The organism is Microcoleus sp. N3A4, assembly GCF_036701805.1.
Lineage (GTDB): Bacteria > Cyanobacteriota > Cyanobacteriia > Cyanobacteriales > Microcoleaceae > Microcoleus.
On record NZ_JAUBRJ010000017.1, the window covers coordinates 77450 to 93229 of the forward strand.

Here is a 15780-nt window from a genome sequence, read left to right on the forward strand (position 1 = left end):
CTTTTTCAGAAATTTGGCTTTTCAGTCTCTTCTCAATGCCTGCGAAGTTAGCTGACGGGCTAGGACTGAGAGATGTCCTTCTCCTTAGATTTCAAAATCAAAAATTACACTCAAATTTGGCAATTTTTAACTTTGCTTGATAATTCTGTAGAGATTCGCCCCGAAAATTGGTTCCTCCGCTCCAGCCACACGCTTGGTTCGATCGCGCAGTGTTGGATTAGGCTTGACTTTTTAAGCCAATTTATATTAAAATAGCACGACAGTATAACTTTGTCAATACGTCTTTAGGAGTAGCTATTTGCGCTCGGCGAAGCTAAAAAGTTGAGAGAAAATTCAAAAAGTTAATTATTAAACTAACCTAGAGATATAGCCTTTCTCAGAAAGATGAGGTACGACTGGGCATAGGGCATAGGGCATAGGGCATAGGGCATAGGGCATAGGGCATAGGGCATACCTCACCACGCTTGAGAACCGCTATATAAAGTGCGATCGCTCACTTGATTTATATCTAAGAGCCATGATTGATTTTAGCCAAGCGCTACAAGATAAAATTGACATAATTATCCAAAACTGGATCGAAGCTGTTCGCTCCGACGAGCAAATCGAAAGCGCCAAGCAACTCACCTACACTTCCGTGCGCGACAGCCTTCCCATCGTACTGCAAGCGATCGTAACTATGCTGTCCCAATCAGAAGAAAGCGACATTCGGACACTCATAGAACAAAGTTTAGACCACGGGACTCTCAGGGCAAAACAAGGCTACGAAGCCGAAGAAATTGCGCGGGAATACCGCTTGCTGCGGAGGGTAATTTTCGAGGCTTTAGATCCAGACTTGCTAAAAAGCTCAGCCGCTGAAGTAAGCCGAGCTTACCGCTTAATTGACAATGCCCTCGACGAAGTAATTGCTGACTGTTTCAAAACCTATACTCAGGAAAGATTGCAAGGACTACAGGATTTGCAAAACCAATTGCAGCTTACAAATCAAGAGCTGACTCGCTTACTTCGCACCAGTCAAGAAAATCTATCTCACTTAGCTCACGAATTGAAAACCCCCCTCAATTCTATTATTGGTTACTCAGAATTGTTTTTGCGCCAAACAAACAATCCTAGAGTTAAAGATTCTGCTCCTAATTTGGCACATATTGATAAAGTCCTCAGCAACGGCAGACGGTTGCTTAGATTAATTAACGATACTCTCGAAATCTCGCGGTACGACGCGGGACGCATAAAATTGCAGCTAATTGCGACAAATGTGCGATCGGCGATCGGCAATGTTGTTGAAATCATCGAGCCTTTGGCTAAAGCAAAAAATTTAGAGATCGCCGTTGAGTGCGATCCGGTTCTCGATCGAGTTATGACAGATTACTTGCGCTTGCAGCAAATTATCACCAACTTGGCGAGCAACGCCATTCGCTACACCCAAGCTGGTACTATTATCATAAAAACCGAATTATTGTCAGACAAATATTGGAGTATTTCCATCACCGATACAGGAATTGGCATTGCTTCAGAAGACTGCGAGCGGATTTTTATGCCTTATTTTCGAGCCGACAACTCCCTGGGTTCTTGCATTCCTGACAGTACCGGCTTAGGGCTAGCAATTGTCGCTCGATTAGTCAACCTCTTGCAAGGTAAAATCGAATTAGTTTCTGAAGTAGGAGTTGGCTCCTCCTTCACTGTCACTTTTCCCTTAGAACTCGATCAATTTTAAACAAAAAATCCGCTTGAGTTGCCAAGTAAATGTTGCCTGTGCGATCGCAGCTTGCACGTTTTACATTTAGTCCCCTGACAATATTAAAACTTAAAAATTAAAAACTTTCGGTGTCATATCATACTACTTTATGGCTATTTTGTCAATAAGTTTAAGTGCTGGTTTTGGCAGCAACAAGCTGGGATCGACTCATCGAGACAGATCCGGCACGGGAAAAAATCACCTCAAAACTACTTCTTTTGGCAGGGTCGCGATCGCCCGAAGTTTGGTATGGCGATCGGGCGATCGCTCAACTACAATTAAGCATGGGCAATATCTGCCAAACTCAACCCCCACGCAGACATCATGGACTACAGCCAAGTGCTAGCCGACAAAACCGATACTATCCTCAAAAACTGGATTGAAGCAGTTCGTCAGGATCGGAACATTGAAAGTGCTGAGGCCTTACCGTACTCAGCAATCGAAAATCACATACCTCACCTGCTGGCGGCGATGGCCACAGTGCTTTCCCAATATCAAAACAGCGAAATAAAACTAATAATTGAAGCCAGTTTAGATCACGGATTTCTCAGAGCCGAACAAGGCTACGACGCCGCAGAAGTAGCCCGGGAATACCATTTATTGCGTCAAGTAATATTCTCCCACTTAGAAGCAGAATTGCTAGCAGGAACCACCGCCGAGGTATTCAGAGCTTTTCGGCTCATAGATGCCGTAGTAGACGAAGCAATTGCCCAGTGTTTCAATAGCTACGTCGCTCAGAGGCTGCGGGAACTTCAACAAATCCAAACTCAGTTAAAACTCACCAATCAAGAACTCCATCGCCTCGTCAGCGTCAATCAAGAAAACGTCTACCATTTAGCTCACGAACTCAAAACTCCCCTCAACTCAATTATCGGTTATTCCGAACTGTTTTTGCGCCAAGAAAAATGGCAATCTGAAATCAAAGATACCCTCCCCGGCATCGAACATATCGAGCGAGTATTGCGTAACGGCAGACAGTTGCTGCGCCTGATTAACGACACACTAGAGCTTTCTCGCGCCGACGCCGGAAAAATTAAACTTAACCTGCGGTCAACTCATGTACAATCTGTAATTAACACCGTAGTAGAAATGATGCAGCCATTGGCTGATGCTAAAGGACTAAAGCTCGCTGTTACGAGCGACTGCGCCCCAACACAAGTAATCGCCGACGGACAGCGGCTGCAACAAATTGTGACTAACCTGCTGAGCAATGCCATTCGCTATACAGAATCTGGTAGCATTGAATTAAATTGCCGCCGTGCTGGAGAAGCCTATTGGGCGATCGCAATTACAGATACCGGCATTGGCATCGCCCCCAAAGATACAAACCGCATCTTTGACCCCTTCTTTCAAGCAGGAGAAGCCGGCAAACACCACTTTCCCCCCGACAGCACCGGCCTGGGATTAGCCATAGTATCGCGGCTCGTCACGCTGCTGCAAGGCAAAATAGAGCTAGTATCAGAAATAGGAGTCGGCTCAACTTTTACAGTCATTTTACCCCTAGAAATTAAAATTTTGCAACAAGTAATTTAAAAGTTAAAAATTGTGAGTTATAAATCGCAGATCCTAATTCACAACTCACAATAACTCTTAACCCATAAATCCGCAATTACTTCAGTTATCATACTGTCGCTATTGCACCGCAGCTACTTTGAAATACGAGCAAACACCCGCCTGCTATCTTCTAAACAAGCCATCTACAAGAGACGATCTCGAACTAACTAACCAGATAAAAGCACCTGTCAGGAAAAAGTTCTCTCGAAGTTCTCTTCGATCGAGCCTGTAACTCGAACCGCTTCCCCCTCTAGCTATCCCGTCGCGCTCTAAGTCATAAATCACATTTTGGGCCTACCATCTCTCAGACTTTCCTGGATACCTTTCTCTAGCATGATTCAGCAGTCGTTTGGCTCAAGCTTTGTTTCCTTTGACCGCTTGCAACAAGTTTCTATCTATTCCTTCTGTGTCCTGGGAATCGCGCCATAAAAAAAGCGATGATAGCAATTGCTACTATAGCAATCCTCAATGATTTGCTTGCATTATACGCGAGCTTTCTGGCTCGCACTGCAAGGATTCTGGTCTCGCTCGAGAGAGGCGGCTGATGCGAGGATTGCTATAACAGACTTATTGTTACTAAGGGTTTCACAGCTTATTTATTTATTAAACGACCCTATTCTGCTATTTTCTAATTTGATGTTGTGACAAGATGCCAGCCCGATACTATACAAATTTTAAAATTTTTGCTCGCGGAGAGCTTTATAATACTAAATCGTACTGTACCAAAAACAATTTATTGTTCAGAAACGCGATCGCATCCTACTGGTAGTATGATAAGTATATCAAAGCCTCTTTAACAGAAGATTATTTCGATGTCCGCCCTCTACGCAACCCCTACCGTGACAGCCTTTCCCCTAACAGCCGTTGTTGGACAAGAAGCAATCAAACTAGCCCTGCTTTTAGCAGCAGTCGATCCCGGATTGGGAGGAGTGGCGATCGCAGGCCGCCGCGGCACCGCCAAATCAGTCATGGCCCGTGCCTTGCACTCCTTACTGCCACCAATTGAAATTATCAAAGACTCTTTTTGCAACGCCGAACCTGATGAAAATATTGCCGAACAGGCATCTTCTTTATTAGAAGAAAGCGGGCAAGAGGCCCGCACCACCGATACTAATTCCCCAAATACTGAAATTATTCCCACACCCTTCATCCAAATTCCCTTGGGTGTCACTGAAGACAGACTCTTAGGTTCAGTCGATGTCGAACAATCAGTAAAATTCGGTCAAACCGTATTTCAACCAGGACTATTAGCCCAAGCAAATCGAGGCGTACTTTATGTAGACGAAATCAACCTCCTCGATGACAACATTTCCAACCAATTGCTAACAGTATTAACCGAAGGGCGCAACCAAATAGAGCGCGAAGGTATCAGCTTTCAACACCCCTGCAAACCTCTATTTATTGCCACCTACAACCCCGAAGAAGGGCCGCTCAGAGAACATTTGCTCGATCGCATCGCGATCGTACTTTCAGCCGACGCAGCACTCGAACTAGAAGAAAGAGTCTATGCAGTAGAACAAGCTTTATCCTACTCCAGCTCCCCCCAAGAATTTTTGAATCAATACGCCGAAGACACCGACAACCTCAAAACCCAAATCATCCTAGCCAGAGAATGGCTCAAAGATGTCAGCATTAAACACGAACAAATTGCCTACCTAGTAGAAGAAGCCATCCGCGGCGCAGTTCAAGGACACCGCGCCGAAATATTCGCAGTCCGCGTCGCCAAAGCCTGCGCCGCCATCGAGGGACGCACAGAAGTTAATGCCGAAGACCTTCGCCGCGCCGTAGAATTAGTCATCGTACCCCGCGCCACCATCATCCAATCTCCCCCAGACGAAAACCCGCCTCCTCCTCCCCCGCCACCGCCTCCCCAAAACGAACAAGAACAAGAAGAGGAAGAAGACGAAGACGAAGACGAAGACAAAGAAGACGAACCTCCAGAAGAACAAGAAGAAACTAACATTCCCGAAGAATTTCTGTTCGACCCCGAAGGCGTAATTCTCGACCCCAGCGTGCTTTTCTTCGCCCAAAATGCCAACCGCCAAGGCAAATCGGGAAGCCGCAGCACCATTTTCTCCGAAGATAGAGGCCGTTACGTCAAGCCAGTATTGCCCAAAGGCCCCGTCCGCCGCATCGCCGTTGACGCTACCCTCAGAGCCGCCGCACCCTACCAAAAAGCCCGCCGCGACAGGAACTCTCAACCCCCCCAACCCCCCCTTAGCAAGGGGGGGCAAGAGGCGAGTCAACCCCCCCTTAGCAAGGGGGGGCAAGGGGGGGTTGAGCGCCGCGTATTTGTGGAACAGGGAGACATTCGGGCGAAGCGCTTGGCCAGAAAAGCTGGAGCTTTAGTCGTATTTGTCGTCGATGCCTCCGGTTCGATGGCCCTCAACCGGATGCAGTCGGCAAAAGGTGCAGTCATGCAGCTACTGACAGAAGCTTATCAAAGCCGCGACCAAGTTGCTCTGATTCCCTTTCGCGGAGAACAAGCAGAAGTGCTGCTACCGCCGACTCGCTCGATAGCCTTGGCCCGCAAGCGTTTGGAAAGACTCCCCTGCGGCGGGGGTTCCCCCCTGGCTCACGGTTTGACGCAAGCCGTGCGCGTCGGAGTCAACGCGCGGCAGTCTGGAGATATCGGTCAAGTTGCGATTGTCGCAATTACTGACGGGCGGGGGAATATTCCTTTGGCTCGTTCTTTGGGGGAACCGATTGTAGATGGAGAAAAGCCAGATATTAAAGCTGAATTGTTAGAAATTGCTGCCAAAATTCGCGGGTTGGGAATGCAGTTGCTGGTGATTGATACCGAGAGCAAGTTTATTTCTACTGGCTTTGCGAAGGAGTTGGCCAAGACTTCTGGGGGGAAATACTATCACTTGCCGAAAGCTACCGAACAGTCGATCGCAGCTATGACTAAAAATGCTCTGCGCGACGCGATCGGCTAAAATCCTGATAAGCTGTTGTGCATTTAAACCACTAACTAGGCTGTTCCGGGTGCGTCATCCGCGCGCGAACACGCTCCGCTTAAACGGGAAACACTTCGGACGCCCGGCACCATACAATCTGTTTTAAATGTTCAACAGCTTACCCGCATTTATCTGCGTTTATCCGCATTTATCTGCGGTTAAAAATCCAAAAATTAGACTTTTGGCCAAAAGTTTAATTTTTAACTCTCGCTCTCCGGCGACTCACAGCCAGCGAACCCGCAACTAAACCCAAACCTACCACCGTCGAAGGCTCGGGAATTTTCACTGGTCGAGTCACCGGGCTTACCGTTCCCGGGCTCGGGCTTGGAGAAGTTGTACCTTGGCGGAGTTGACCGATATCAGCCAGCAGCAAATAGTCTGAACCCTGCCATGAAGCAGCGGTAGAAACGGCTCGGACATTAGCTGCAACGGCAGCTTGGCCGCCGGAAATAACGACAGCAGCAGCCAATAAAATTCCGGCGGCAGGTGGCAATAATTTGCTACCAAAAAAGGTGGGCATTGGACATTACCTATTTAGCATTTTGTCGATCGAACTCGATCTCTCGATCGTTAATTTTTTGGGCATTCCCTGTCTGAGCTACCTTAGCAACTAACCAAACCGATTTTAGATTTTAGATGATTGCAGTTTCCTGTCCCTAGTTTCAACTAAGTCGCAAATCAAAAACCTAAAATTAACTGCGGCCCCTACCTCTAGCATAGAGTCCTCAGTCCCAAATCGTAAATCCCAAATCCAAAATTGATTGAGCTCACTTATCTGCGATTCGATCGACTTTAAGTTTGCCCCTCGCCGCAGATAGCGCCTGCCCTATAATTTTAATTATAGCTTTGCCGCGATGTGTAATGGTGCAAAAAGGCGATCGTCCCGAGACAACAGCTACACGGCACAGACTTGTACGCAGTCGATTATAAACAATCGCTTCCTGCTTTGGAGTGATTTCACCCCCGTTCTTTATCAAATCTTTAAACTCTTTCAGGTTTTGTCAACAGACTGTAAAGCTGTCAAAATATAGATAGCAATTCTCAGCCAAAATTAGGTAAATCCTCGTGAGTAACACTAGCAATTTCCGCGAAGCCGTGCGCGAGGCCAAAAACCAAGCGCTAGTAGGCCCCAACGTCATCGCCAACGCTCTCCCCTTTGTCGGCGGCGGACTCGTCTTAACTGCGGTAGGCGCCTACGGCGGCCTCGGAGTGATCCGCAACTATCCCGGGATCTTCTTTCCCACCTTCATCGCCGCGATCGTCGTAGAATTAATTCTGTTCTTCGTCGCCCGCGGTGCCGCCGAACAAGGCAACAAAAATACCGCTTTGCCCCTGCTGGCAACCTACAGCCTGCTTTCCGGCTACACCCTCAGCGGATTGGTATTTACAGCCCTCAGAACCCAAGGCGTCGGCATCTCCGGGATCGGTTTTGCAGCCCTCGGCTGCGGCATTACCTTTATCGCCGCCCGCCAAATTGGCTCCAACCTTTCCGAACAAGACGGCATGGCCCTCACCAAAACTATCAGTTTAGGTGTCATTGCTTTGTTAGTCGTCGTTGGCGGTCAGTTTCTGCTCTCACTATTTGGCATCTACACCCCAACTTGGTTGGAAATTGGCATTTCCGGCATCGGCGTATTTCTGTTCGCCGGCGCTGCGATCGTCGATTTTTACATATTACCCCGCAGCTACCGCGACGACCAGTATTTGCCCGCCGCTCTGTCGATGTACTTGACCTACATCAACTTGTTCATCTTTATTCTGCGCCTGCTGATTGCTCTCAACGGTCGCGATTAATTGAAACTTTAGCTTAAAAAAACCGAGGCTCGATCGAGCCTCGGTTTTTTATTGCCTTGACAGTTTCCACTCAAATCTGCATTCATCCGCGTTCATCTGCGGTAAAAAAATCTTTCTTAGTATTTGTGCAACAACAAGTCAGCAGAAAGCTAAAATTAACATAATACCCCACAACTAGGAAAAGTAACAGTGGAAGTTCTAGACATCAAACACAATATCGAAACTTTGTCCGATCGACTGGGTACAACCCAGGACTATCTTTGACATCCCTGCACTTACAGCCAAAATTCAAGACTTAGAGCAAATCTGCGCCCAACCAGCATTTTGGGACGACCAAGATCGAGCTCAAGAAACCCTCCAAGAACTTAATGACTTCAAATCTCATTTAGACCAATACCGCGGCTGGCAAACGAGCTTGGAAGATGCTAAAGCTATTTTAGAACTGCTGGAGTTAGAAGCCGACGAGTCCCTGTTCCAAGAAGCCTCATCGAGTCTTTCTCAGTTAACCCGCGAACTCGACCAGTGGGAACTGCAACAATTACTATCGGGGCCCTACGACGAAGGCGGCGCCGTTTTGACGATTAACGCCGGGGCCGGCGGCACAGATGCTCAAGATTGGGCTGAAATGCTGCTGCGGATGTACACCCGCTGGGGGGAAAGTCAAGGTTACAAAGTACATTTAATGGAAATTTCCGAGGGAGAGGAAGCAGGTGTTAAATCGGCTTCTTTGGAAATTGTCGGCCGCTACGCTTACGGTTATATGCGATCGGAAAAAGGCACTCACCGCTTGGTCAGAATTTCGCCTTTTAATGCTAACGACAAGCGTCAAACCAGTTTTGCGGGCGTCGAAGTGATGCCCGTTCTCGATCGATCCGTCAAGTTGGACATTCCAGAAAAAGATTTGGAAATCACGACTTCCCGCGCTGGCGGCAAGGGCGGGCAAAACGTTAACAAGGTAGAAACTGCTGTACGCATCGTTCACATTCCTACTGGTTTGGCCGTCCGCTGTACTGAAGAACGCAGTCAGTTGCAAAATAAGGAAAAAGCTCTGGCATTACTCAAGGCTAGGCTGTTGGTGGTTGCTAAGGAACAGCGGGCTTCGGAAATTGCCGAGATTCGCGGCGACATGGTGGAGGCGGCTTGGGGCCAGCAAATTCGCAATTATGTTTTTCACCCCTATCAAATGGTCAAGGATTTGCGTACTGGCGTGGAAACAACCGCCATCGCAGATGTGATGAACGGCGAATTAGACCAGTTTATTCAAGCTTACCTGCGGCAGGAAAATCAGTTGGTCAGTAGTCAGTAGTCAGTAGTCAGTAGTCAGTTGACAGTAGTCAATGAGGACTTCAGTCCGCAAAAAAGCAGGACTTGCATTCATCACTACGAACCAATTTTCTGGTATGATTTTTGGGTTTTGGTCGATCGCCCGACCTCCAACAGGTCGCGCGGTCAAAAACCTTGATATGATAAAACTTGATCTGACAAACACTAAGGAGAAATAATGACCCAAGTTGTAATAGGCGAAAATGAAGGGATTGAGTCAGCCCTACGACGGTTTAAGCGACAAGTTTCCAAAGCGGGAATTTTTCCCGACATGAGAAAACACCGCCACTTTGAAACCCCCCTCGAAAAGCAGAAGCGCAAAGCTATTGCCAGACGCACTAAGAGACGCTTTCACCGCAACAACAAACCCTAGAATTATTAGCACTAAATTGATTCGGCAGATATAATGCCTTGCGATTCTAGTACCGCAGCGACTCGGAGAATCACCGCTTCGCTGTAGGGAGCACCAATAATTTGTACCCCCAAGGGCAAAGCGCCGGGCCGCTGTACGGGCACGCAAAGAACGGGCAAGCCAATAAATGATAGGGGTTGGGTGAACAGTCCGAGATTGGGACGCACTAAGATTTCTTGTCCGGCTATTACCATTTTCTCGACGCCAATTTCAGGGGCTGCTATCGGGGTGGCGGGTGCGAGGATGATGTCTGTTTGTTGGAATATTTCGCGAATTCGATCGCGGTACCACTGTCTGAATCTCTGGGCTTGCAAGTACCAAGTCGCAGGGATCAGGGTTCCCGCTAAAAAGCGATCGCGCGTGGCAGGATCGAAGTCTTGAGGGCGCGATCGCAAATTGTCTAAATGCAAGTTTCCGCCTTCGCAAGCGGTAATGATAAATGCCGCAGCCCGGGCGCGATCGGATTCCGGTATGCTGACAGTCGCAAGCCCCCCTATTTTTGGGGGGTTTGTTGTTTTTTCTGTACATATACCACATTCCAATACATTTGTCAAGGCTTTAGCAACTATTTCTACAGCATCCAATGCTTCCGGTTCGGCCCCTGTGGCGAAATACCCGTCAGCAACAGCAATTCGCAATCCTTCGATGCCTTGATTTAACTGCGGCGAACAAAGTTCTGGCGGGCGTTGAGTGCAAACGGGGTCACGAGAATCAGGGCCTTGCAGGATATCGTACAGCAGCGCCATATCTCTGATCGATCGCCCAAACGGCCCCACACAATCCAAACTACCCGAAAATAAATAAGCGCCAGCCCTGGACAAACGGCCGTAAGTAGGCTTGAACCCAAAGACACCGCACAAAGCAGCCGGTACGCGGATGGAACCGTTAGTATCGGAACCGAGAGTGATGGGTACAAAACCGGCGGCGACTGCTGCTGCGGAACCGCCGCTGGAACCGCCGGCGATGCGCGCAGTATCGCGGGGATTGCGCGTGGGCCCGTAGTGGCTGTTTTCGGTGACGAAACCGTAGGCGTACTCGTCCATGTTGAGCGTACCCACGAGCACAGCCCCGGCTTGTTTTAGTCTGGCGACCACGGCCGCGTCCTGGGTAGCCGGAGGATTGCCAGCGTTGATTTTTGACCCAGCTAGAGTAGTAATTCCGGCGATGTCGAACAGGTTTTTGACTGCGAAGGGAACGCCTGCTAAAGGGCCTGGGTTTTGGTTATTTGCGATCGAATTATCTATGTTTTCGGCTGCTGCGAGTGCGCTTGAGGCGGTGATTGCAGTAAAGCAATTGAGGACGTTATCTCGATCGGCAATTCGTTCTAATGCCGCAGTCACAACCGCTGTCGCTGTAATTTTACCACTTTTAACCGCCGATGCTGTGGCGACTGCATCCGCTTGTGCTAAAAATTTACGTTCATCTGCGTTCATCTGCGGTTAAAAATCAGGGTTCAAACACTGGCGCAGCTTCGATTTCGTGGGGTAAAGGAAACTCAGTAACGAGTCGGGCGATCGCAGCTATTCTCTCGAAGTTTACCACAACACCCGGCCGATGTTCCGGGTTTAGGGGTAAGTTTATCAGTTCGGCGGTGCGATCGACATATTCTTCTATATTTGTCATTAGTCCATCCCAAACAACATCAGCGTTTATCCGCGTACATCTGCCCTCATCTGCGGTTGAAAATCTAAGATTCAGATATAGGTGCATCGACTATTGTATTGTAATCGCGATCGGGCTGTCAGTTATTATTGCTCAGTTTTTTGTATTCCTCAGATTGTCTGATATCATCTAAAGGAGATTTTGGCTCTAGTGGTTCATCAGGACAAAACTTTATAGATGTCTGTGTTTTACCAGACTTTAAATTTTTATTAACTTCTATTTTAAGCTTTCCTTCTTGCCAACCTTTGGCACCAATCTTGAGAATTTTACAATCGATTCCTTCTTGAGGGGAACTCCAGTTTATATCGCCTGCAGGAATTGTTGTTTCTTCGTTGAGCGACAGAGATTGCATCCAATAATATATTGATTTTTTGCGAGATTCGTTTTCTGCTCCCTCGATAGAAAGTAGTATATAATCAAACTTCCTAGCGACTAGCTCTTTAAACCTCCGCACCGTAAAAGTAGCCTTATCCAATAACAAAACATCATCCTCGCCGTCTAGTAGATCATATTTTTTTATTTCAAAGTCTTCTTTCATTTTTTCAACAAAATTCTGCCACTTACTCTTTTATACCATTTTAAGCGATCTGAGTCAAGGTGGTAGAGACACAATTTGCGATCGCACTTTTCCCACTCAAACACTGACAGTTTCCCGCAACTTCTCAACTGCCACATCAAGCGGAGGCAAAGTAAAATCCTCAGCATCCATTAATTCCTTAACCTTCTCAAAAATCTCAACTTCCGCCTCTTCTTGGTCTGTCAGCTTATCATAAAAATAAGGGTCAGTAAACCACTGTTCAAACACTATCATTAACAATCCATTGGGCGAAAGTTCAAACCGCCAATACTTAGAAATTCTGCTGTCAACCACTTCAAACATCGGCGCCGGATTATGGATGGGATAATAGCTATAATTATCATTGCAGATGTAGTACCAAATAGTCCCTTTCCATTCTCGGATAGCATAAACAACATATTCCTTGCCTATAGTTAGCGGTAACTCAACGTTTCTAGTGTAACCGCGTGGCGGATCTATATATTCTTCAGGAAGAGATTCACCAGTCTTAGCAATACAACGAATTTTCATAACTTGATTACCTACAGATTTTTAGGGGCTGTTTTGGGATACTGTCGCTTGAACTTAAACTCCACATTTTGAAGAGTCTGACTGTTCCGAAACCAATGAAATTGTACGGAAGCTCCATTAATTTCAAAAGCCTCAATACTTGTCATTTTATCCCAATCTTCAGAATTCCCGCCATAAACATCAATAAGTCTCGGTGCATCCCCCAACAATCTATCTGTACCGCAATGAATTACTATGCAATTACCAGCCTTAGCATCTTGCAGCAGCAGTTGCTCCGGTAAGTTTCTCGGTTCCTCATCTGAAATAGCACCTTGATTCATAGTTTAACAGTTTCAGATGTTATTTGTCAAAACGGTATTTTAGTCAAGGCGAAAAAACTCAATAGACCTTCGCTATTCCCCAACTCAAACACTGACAGTTTCCCGCAACTTCTCAACTGCAACATCCAGCGGAGGCAAAGTAAAATCCTCAGCATCCATCAATTCCTTGACCTTCTCAAAAATCTCAACCTCCGCCTCTTCTTGATCCGTCAGCTTATCATAAAAACAAGGGTCAGTAAACCACTGTTCAAAAGCAAACCTTAACACCCCATTCGGGTCAAGCATAAACTGCCAATACTTAGAAACTCGGTTATCAACTACTTCAAACAGCGGTGCCGGAGTCTGTATGGGATAATAGCTGTAATGATCGTCACAAATATAGTACCAAACTATTCCCTGCCACGAGCGGATGGCATAAACAACATATTCCTTGCCAACAGTCAACGGCAATTCAATCTTTTTAGTATAACCTCTTGCCGGATCGATATAATTTTCCGGTAGAACTTCCCCAGTATTAGCAATACAGCGAACAATCATAACTTGTCTACCTATAAATTCTTAGGTGCTATTTTAGGATATTGTCGTTTAAACTTTAATTCAACTTGTTGGAAAATTTTTGCATTTTCAAACCAGTGTATTTGTACGGAAGCTCCATTAATTGTAAAAGCCTGAATGCTAGTTATTTTGTACCAGTCTTCGGGATTACCTCCATAGAGGGCAACCAATCTGGAAACATCCCCTAGTATATCGTCAGGCCCGCCCTGAATTGCTCTACAATTACCAGCCTTAGCATCTTGCAGTAGCAGTTGCTCCTGCAAATTTATCGGACTCTCATCGGGAATAGCACCTTGATTCACAATTTAACAGATTAAAATATTGTTTGTCAAACCGAATAAAAACTCATTTTAGCAGGTGCAGTTTCCGCCAGCAACTTTCCCCGCGAAATCACATACCGAACCGCAGCGCGCCTCCTAATTGCATCATAACAATCCTCAGCATCCAACACAATCAAATTTGCAGGTTTCCCCGCCTCTATCCCATAATTCTCATCTCCCAGATAGAGAGTTTTAGCACCGTTGACAGTCACCATATTAAAACAAGCTGCAATCTCAGCCATTCCCGTCATCTGACAAACATGAACCGCCATATGAGCGACATCCAACATATTTCCCGTACCTAAACTATACCAAGGATCTTGCACGCAATCGTGACCCAAACTCACATTCAATCCCTGCTGCCACAACTCCTTAACTCGCGTCACCCCACGGCGTTTGGGATAAGTATCAGCGCGGCCTTGCAGGGTGATATTAATTAAAGGATTTGCAATAAAATTAATTCCCGATTTTGCCAAACTTCCCATCAGCTTAAAAGCATAAGCATTGTTGTAAGAACCGAAAGCCGTCGTGTGGCTAGCCGTTACCCGCGAACCAGCCCCGCTTCTAATCGCACAAGCTGCTACTACCTCCAAAAATCTCGACTGTTCATCATCGATTTCATCGCAGTGAACATCTATTAATCTATTGTATTTTTCAGCAAGTTCAAAAATTCGCTCAACCGACTTCACCCCATCTTCCCGCGTCAACTCATAATGCGGAATCCCGCCCACAGCATCCGCACCCATATCCAGAGATTTCTCTAAAAGTTTGTCATTTTCTGGACTTCCGTAAATCCCGTCTTGAGGAAAAGCCACAACTTGCAGAGTCATCCAATCTTTCACTTGTTCTCGAACTTCCAAAAGTCCTTGCAAAGCAGTCAGCGTCGGTTCGCTAACATCAGCGTGACTCCTGACAAACAAAATCCCTTGAGACGCTTGCAGCCTTAAAGTTTCAACAGCCCGTTTTTTGACATCATCCAGAGTTAAACTTTGCTTTCGTTCCCCCCAGATTTGAATTCCCTCGAACAAAGTGCCGCTTTGATTCCATCGCGGTTCCCCCGCAGTCAAAGCAGAATCGAGATGAATGTGCGACTCAACAAACGGGGGACTGACTAATTTTCCTTGAATGTCGATTTCGGATTCTCCCAATTCGGGAATCTGCGGCGATACGGTGGCTATTTTGTCCCCATCAATGGCGATATCCACTGTTTGACTGTCGATCGCACTTAACAACCGACATTCGCGCAGAACCATGCTATACTTTTGCTCAGGCATGACAATTGCACCTATTTTAACAATGGTAAACTTTATCTTTCCTAATTGCGATTCAGCCTAGTGAGACCAAAAGACTTCTCCAATCACTTGCGAACCCCCTCCTTCTCCTCCTCTGCGTCCTCTGCGGCCTCTGCGGTTAAAAAATCTTACTCAAAAAACCCACCTATAACCATAATCACCAAAAAGAAAGCGCAACTACAAATCGCCAACATCAGACAATCTCAAACTCCAGATTGTGATTTTTCACAAAATCAAAGGTAAAATGGTCAACCAAATTAGTATCGCTCAATTCCAGATTGTAAAAATCAACAAAATCCGCATCAATATACGGCCCAGCGTGCCAAGTCCCCACATCTAACTTAATAAAACAATTGCCCGGAATCCGAAAAGCAGCAATATCATCTAAACTCGGTTTATCGCTATCCCCATGAGGCGCAACCGCCATCAACCAATCCTTCCCCTCCAAAGAACCCAAACACTGAGTACATTCAACGTGCCGCGTAATTTTGCCAAACTTGCGACCTTTATTGTGCAGCCGCATAATGTAAAATCTAGGAACACCATTTTGCAAATTTAACTCAGCGTCCTCAGCATTGAAAGACTTGCCATCAACAGCAGCAAAGATAACTTGACCGTAACTCTGAAAATTCTTTGGTGTCACCCATTTTGCGGACAACTGCTTAGTCGAAATTGATTCACTCATAAATCGCAACATCCCCTCCCTGCTTTCCATCAAAAACATTCTAATACAGTAAATCCTCTCTCTTCTCTTCTCTGTGCCCTCTGT

18 protein-coding genes and 1 riboswitch are annotated in these 15780 nt (G+C 46.5%); of the genes, 7 read left to right on the top strand and 11 right to left on the bottom strand.

Annotation, left to right across the window (positions count from 1 at the left end):
- Positions 1-21: 21 nt before the first annotated feature.
- Positions 22-234: riboswitch (cyclic di-AMP (ydaO/yuaA leader) on the bottom strand.
- Between the two features lie 283 nt (positions 235-517).
- The 4 genes from QUA56_RS12590 to QUA56_RS12605 all read left to right on the top strand — a co-directional run bounded on the left by QUA56_RS12590 (position 518) and on the right by QUA56_RS12605 (position 6225).
- A complete protein-coding gene (locus tag QUA56_RS12590) occupies positions 518-1711 on the top strand; it encodes a HAMP domain-containing sensor histidine kinase (RefSeq protein WP_333357847.1) in 1194 nt (397 codons plus the stop codon).
- 164 nt (positions 1712-1875) lie between these two features.
- Positions 1876-2115 carry a hypothetical protein gene (locus tag QUA56_RS12595; RefSeq protein WP_333357850.1) on the top strand — a complete coding sequence of 80 codons (240 nt, stop codon included), beginning with the start codon at positions 1876-1878 and terminating at the stop codon, positions 2113-2115.
- Entirely contained in the window at positions 2057-3265 is a 1209-nt protein-coding gene (locus QUA56_RS12600) for a HAMP domain-containing sensor histidine kinase (protein ID WP_333357853.1), read from the top strand. The genes QUA56_RS12595 and QUA56_RS12600 overlap by 59 nt, the downstream gene beginning before the upstream one ends.
- 833 nt (positions 3266-4098) lie before the next feature.
- Entirely contained in the window at positions 4099-6225 is a 2127-nt protein-coding gene (locus tag QUA56_RS12605; protein ID WP_333357856.1) for a VWA domain-containing protein, read from the top strand.
- Positions 6226-6439: 214 nt separating this feature from the next.
- Here the strand turns inward: QUA56_RS12605 and QUA56_RS12610 are convergent, their stop codons facing one another.
- Positions 6440-6766 carry a PEP-CTERM sorting domain-containing protein gene (locus QUA56_RS12610; protein WP_333357858.1) on the bottom strand — a complete coding sequence of 109 codons (327 nt, stop codon included), beginning with the start codon at positions 6764-6766 and terminating at the stop codon, positions 6440-6442.
- Between the two features lie 545 nt (positions 6767-7311).
- On the opposite strand from QUA56_RS12610, the gene QUA56_RS12615 reads away from it, so the two are divergent.
- Both QUA56_RS12615 and prfB read left to right on the top strand, forming a co-directional pair.
- The gene (locus tag QUA56_RS12615) at positions 7312-8040 is read left to right on the top strand and encodes a Bax inhibitor-1 family protein (RefSeq protein ID WP_333357861.1); all 729 of its coding nucleotides are present in this window, start codon (positions 7312-7314) and stop codon (positions 8038-8040) included.
- A 189-nt stretch (positions 8041-8229) separates the two neighbouring features.
- A protein-coding gene (prfB, locus tag QUA56_RS12620; protein ID WP_333357863.1) for a peptide chain release factor 2 occupies positions 8230-9346 on the top strand; the annotation gives its coding sequence in 2 pieces (ribosomal slippage) (positions 8230-8301 and positions 8303-9346; 1116 coding nt in all).
- On the opposite strand, the gene QUA56_RS12625 is transcribed toward prfB, so the two are convergent.
- Positions 9347-9493 (bottom strand): hypothetical protein, encoded by a 147-nt coding sequence (locus QUA56_RS12625; protein WP_333357866.1) that lies wholly within the window; start codon positions 9491-9493, stop codon positions 9347-9349.
- 48 nt (positions 9494-9541) lie between these two features.
- On the opposite strand from QUA56_RS12625, the gene rpsU reads away from it, so the two are divergent.
- Positions 9542-9736, top strand: coding sequence for a 30S ribosomal protein S21 (gene rpsU, locus QUA56_RS12630; protein ID WP_006632476.1), 195 nt, complete (start codon positions 9542-9544; stop codon positions 9734-9736).
- Positions 9737-9747: 11 nt separating this feature from the next.
- On the opposite strand, the gene QUA56_RS12635 is transcribed toward rpsU, so the two are convergent.
- The 9 genes from QUA56_RS12635 to QUA56_RS12675 all read right to left on the bottom strand — a co-directional run.
- On the bottom strand, positions 9748-11208 hold the full coding sequence (locus QUA56_RS12635; protein WP_333357868.1) for an AtzE family amidohydrolase: 1461 nt from the start codon (positions 11206-11208) through the stop codon (positions 9748-9750).
- A 13-nt stretch (positions 11209-11221) separates the two neighbouring features.
- Positions 11222-11398, bottom strand: a complete 177-nt coding sequence (locus QUA56_RS12640) for a DUF4089 domain-containing protein (RefSeq protein ID WP_333357871.1) — start codon at positions 11396-11398, stop codon at positions 11222-11224.
- 118 nt (positions 11399-11516) lie between these two features.
- Positions 11517-11975: a KGK domain-containing protein gene (locus QUA56_RS12645; protein ID WP_333357875.1), complete on the bottom strand. Its 459-nt coding sequence runs from the start codon at positions 11973-11975 to the stop codon at positions 11517-11519.
- 96 nt (positions 11976-12071) lie between these two features.
- The gene (locus QUA56_RS12650) at positions 12072-12524 is read right to left on the bottom strand and encodes a hypothetical protein (protein WP_333357877.1); all 453 of its coding nucleotides are present in this window, start codon (positions 12522-12524) and stop codon (positions 12072-12074) included.
- 11 nt (positions 12525-12535) lie between these two features.
- Positions 12536-12844 carry a hypothetical protein gene (locus tag QUA56_RS12655; protein WP_333357880.1) on the bottom strand — a complete coding sequence of 103 codons (309 nt, stop codon included), beginning with the start codon at positions 12842-12844 and terminating at the stop codon, positions 12536-12538.
- 84 nt (positions 12845-12928) lie between these two features.
- Positions 12929-13381, bottom strand: coding sequence for a hypothetical protein (locus QUA56_RS12660; RefSeq protein ID WP_333357882.1), 453 nt, complete (start codon positions 13379-13381; stop codon positions 12929-12931).
- Between the two features lie 11 nt (positions 13382-13392).
- On the bottom strand, positions 13393-13701 hold the full coding sequence (locus QUA56_RS12665) for a hypothetical protein (protein WP_333357884.1): 309 nt from the start codon (positions 13699-13701) through the stop codon (positions 13393-13395).
- A 26-nt stretch (positions 13702-13727) separates the two neighbouring features.
- Positions 13728-14993, bottom strand: a complete 1266-nt coding sequence (codA, locus tag QUA56_RS12670; protein WP_333357886.1) for a cytosine deaminase — start codon at positions 14991-14993, stop codon at positions 13728-13730.
- Positions 14994-15204: 211 nt separating this feature from the next.
- On the bottom strand, positions 15205-15780 hold a 576-nt coding region (locus QUA56_RS12675), incomplete at its 5' end, for an ureidoglycolate lyase (protein ID WP_333357889.1).

Excerpts from the sequence above, each read along its gene's own strand:
- QUA56_RS12660 (WP_333357882.1), bottom strand. The coding sequence starts at position 13,381 with ATGATTGTTCGCTGTATTGCTAATACTGGGGAAGTTCTACCGGAAAAT.
- QUA56_RS12650 (WP_333357877.1), bottom strand. The coding sequence starts at position 12,524 with ATGAAAATTCGTTGTATTGCTAAGACTGGTGAATCTCTTCCTGAAGAA.
- QUA56_RS12645 (WP_333357875.1), bottom strand. The coding sequence starts at position 11,975 with ATGAAAGAAGACTTTGAAATAAAAAAATATGATCTACTAGACGGCGAG.
- QUA56_RS12590 (WP_333357847.1), top strand. The coding sequence starts at position 518 with ATGATTGATTTTAGCCAAGCGCTACAAGATAAAATTGACATAATTATC.
- codA (WP_333357886.1), bottom strand. The coding sequence starts at position 14,993 with ATGCCTGAGCAAAAGTATAGCATGGTTCTGCGCGAATGTCGGTTGTTA.
- QUA56_RS12600 (WP_333357853.1), top strand. The coding sequence starts at position 2,057 with ATGGACTACAGCCAAGTGCTAGCCGACAAAACCGATACTATCCTCAAA.
- QUA56_RS12640 (WP_333357871.1), bottom strand. The coding sequence starts at position 11,398 with ATGACAAATATAGAAGAATATGTCGATCGCACCGCCGAACTGATAAAC.
- rpsU (WP_006632476.1), top strand. The coding sequence starts at position 9,542 with ATGACCCAAGTTGTAATAGGCGAAAATGAAGGGATTGAGTCAGCCCTA.
- QUA56_RS12655 (WP_333357880.1), bottom strand. The coding sequence starts at position 12,844 with ATGAATCAAGGTGCTATTTCAGATGAGGAACCGAGAAACTTACCGGAG.
- QUA56_RS12635 (WP_333357868.1), bottom strand. The coding sequence starts at position 11,208 with ATGAACGCAGATGAACGTAAATTTTTAGCACAAGCGGATGCAGTCGCC.
- QUA56_RS12610 (WP_333357858.1), bottom strand. The coding sequence starts at position 6,766 with ATGCCCACCTTTTTTGGTAGCAAATTATTGCCACCTGCCGCCGGAATT.
- QUA56_RS12605 (WP_333357856.1), top strand. The coding sequence starts at position 4,099 with ATGTCCGCCCTCTACGCAACCCCTACCGTGACAGCCTTTCCCCTAACA.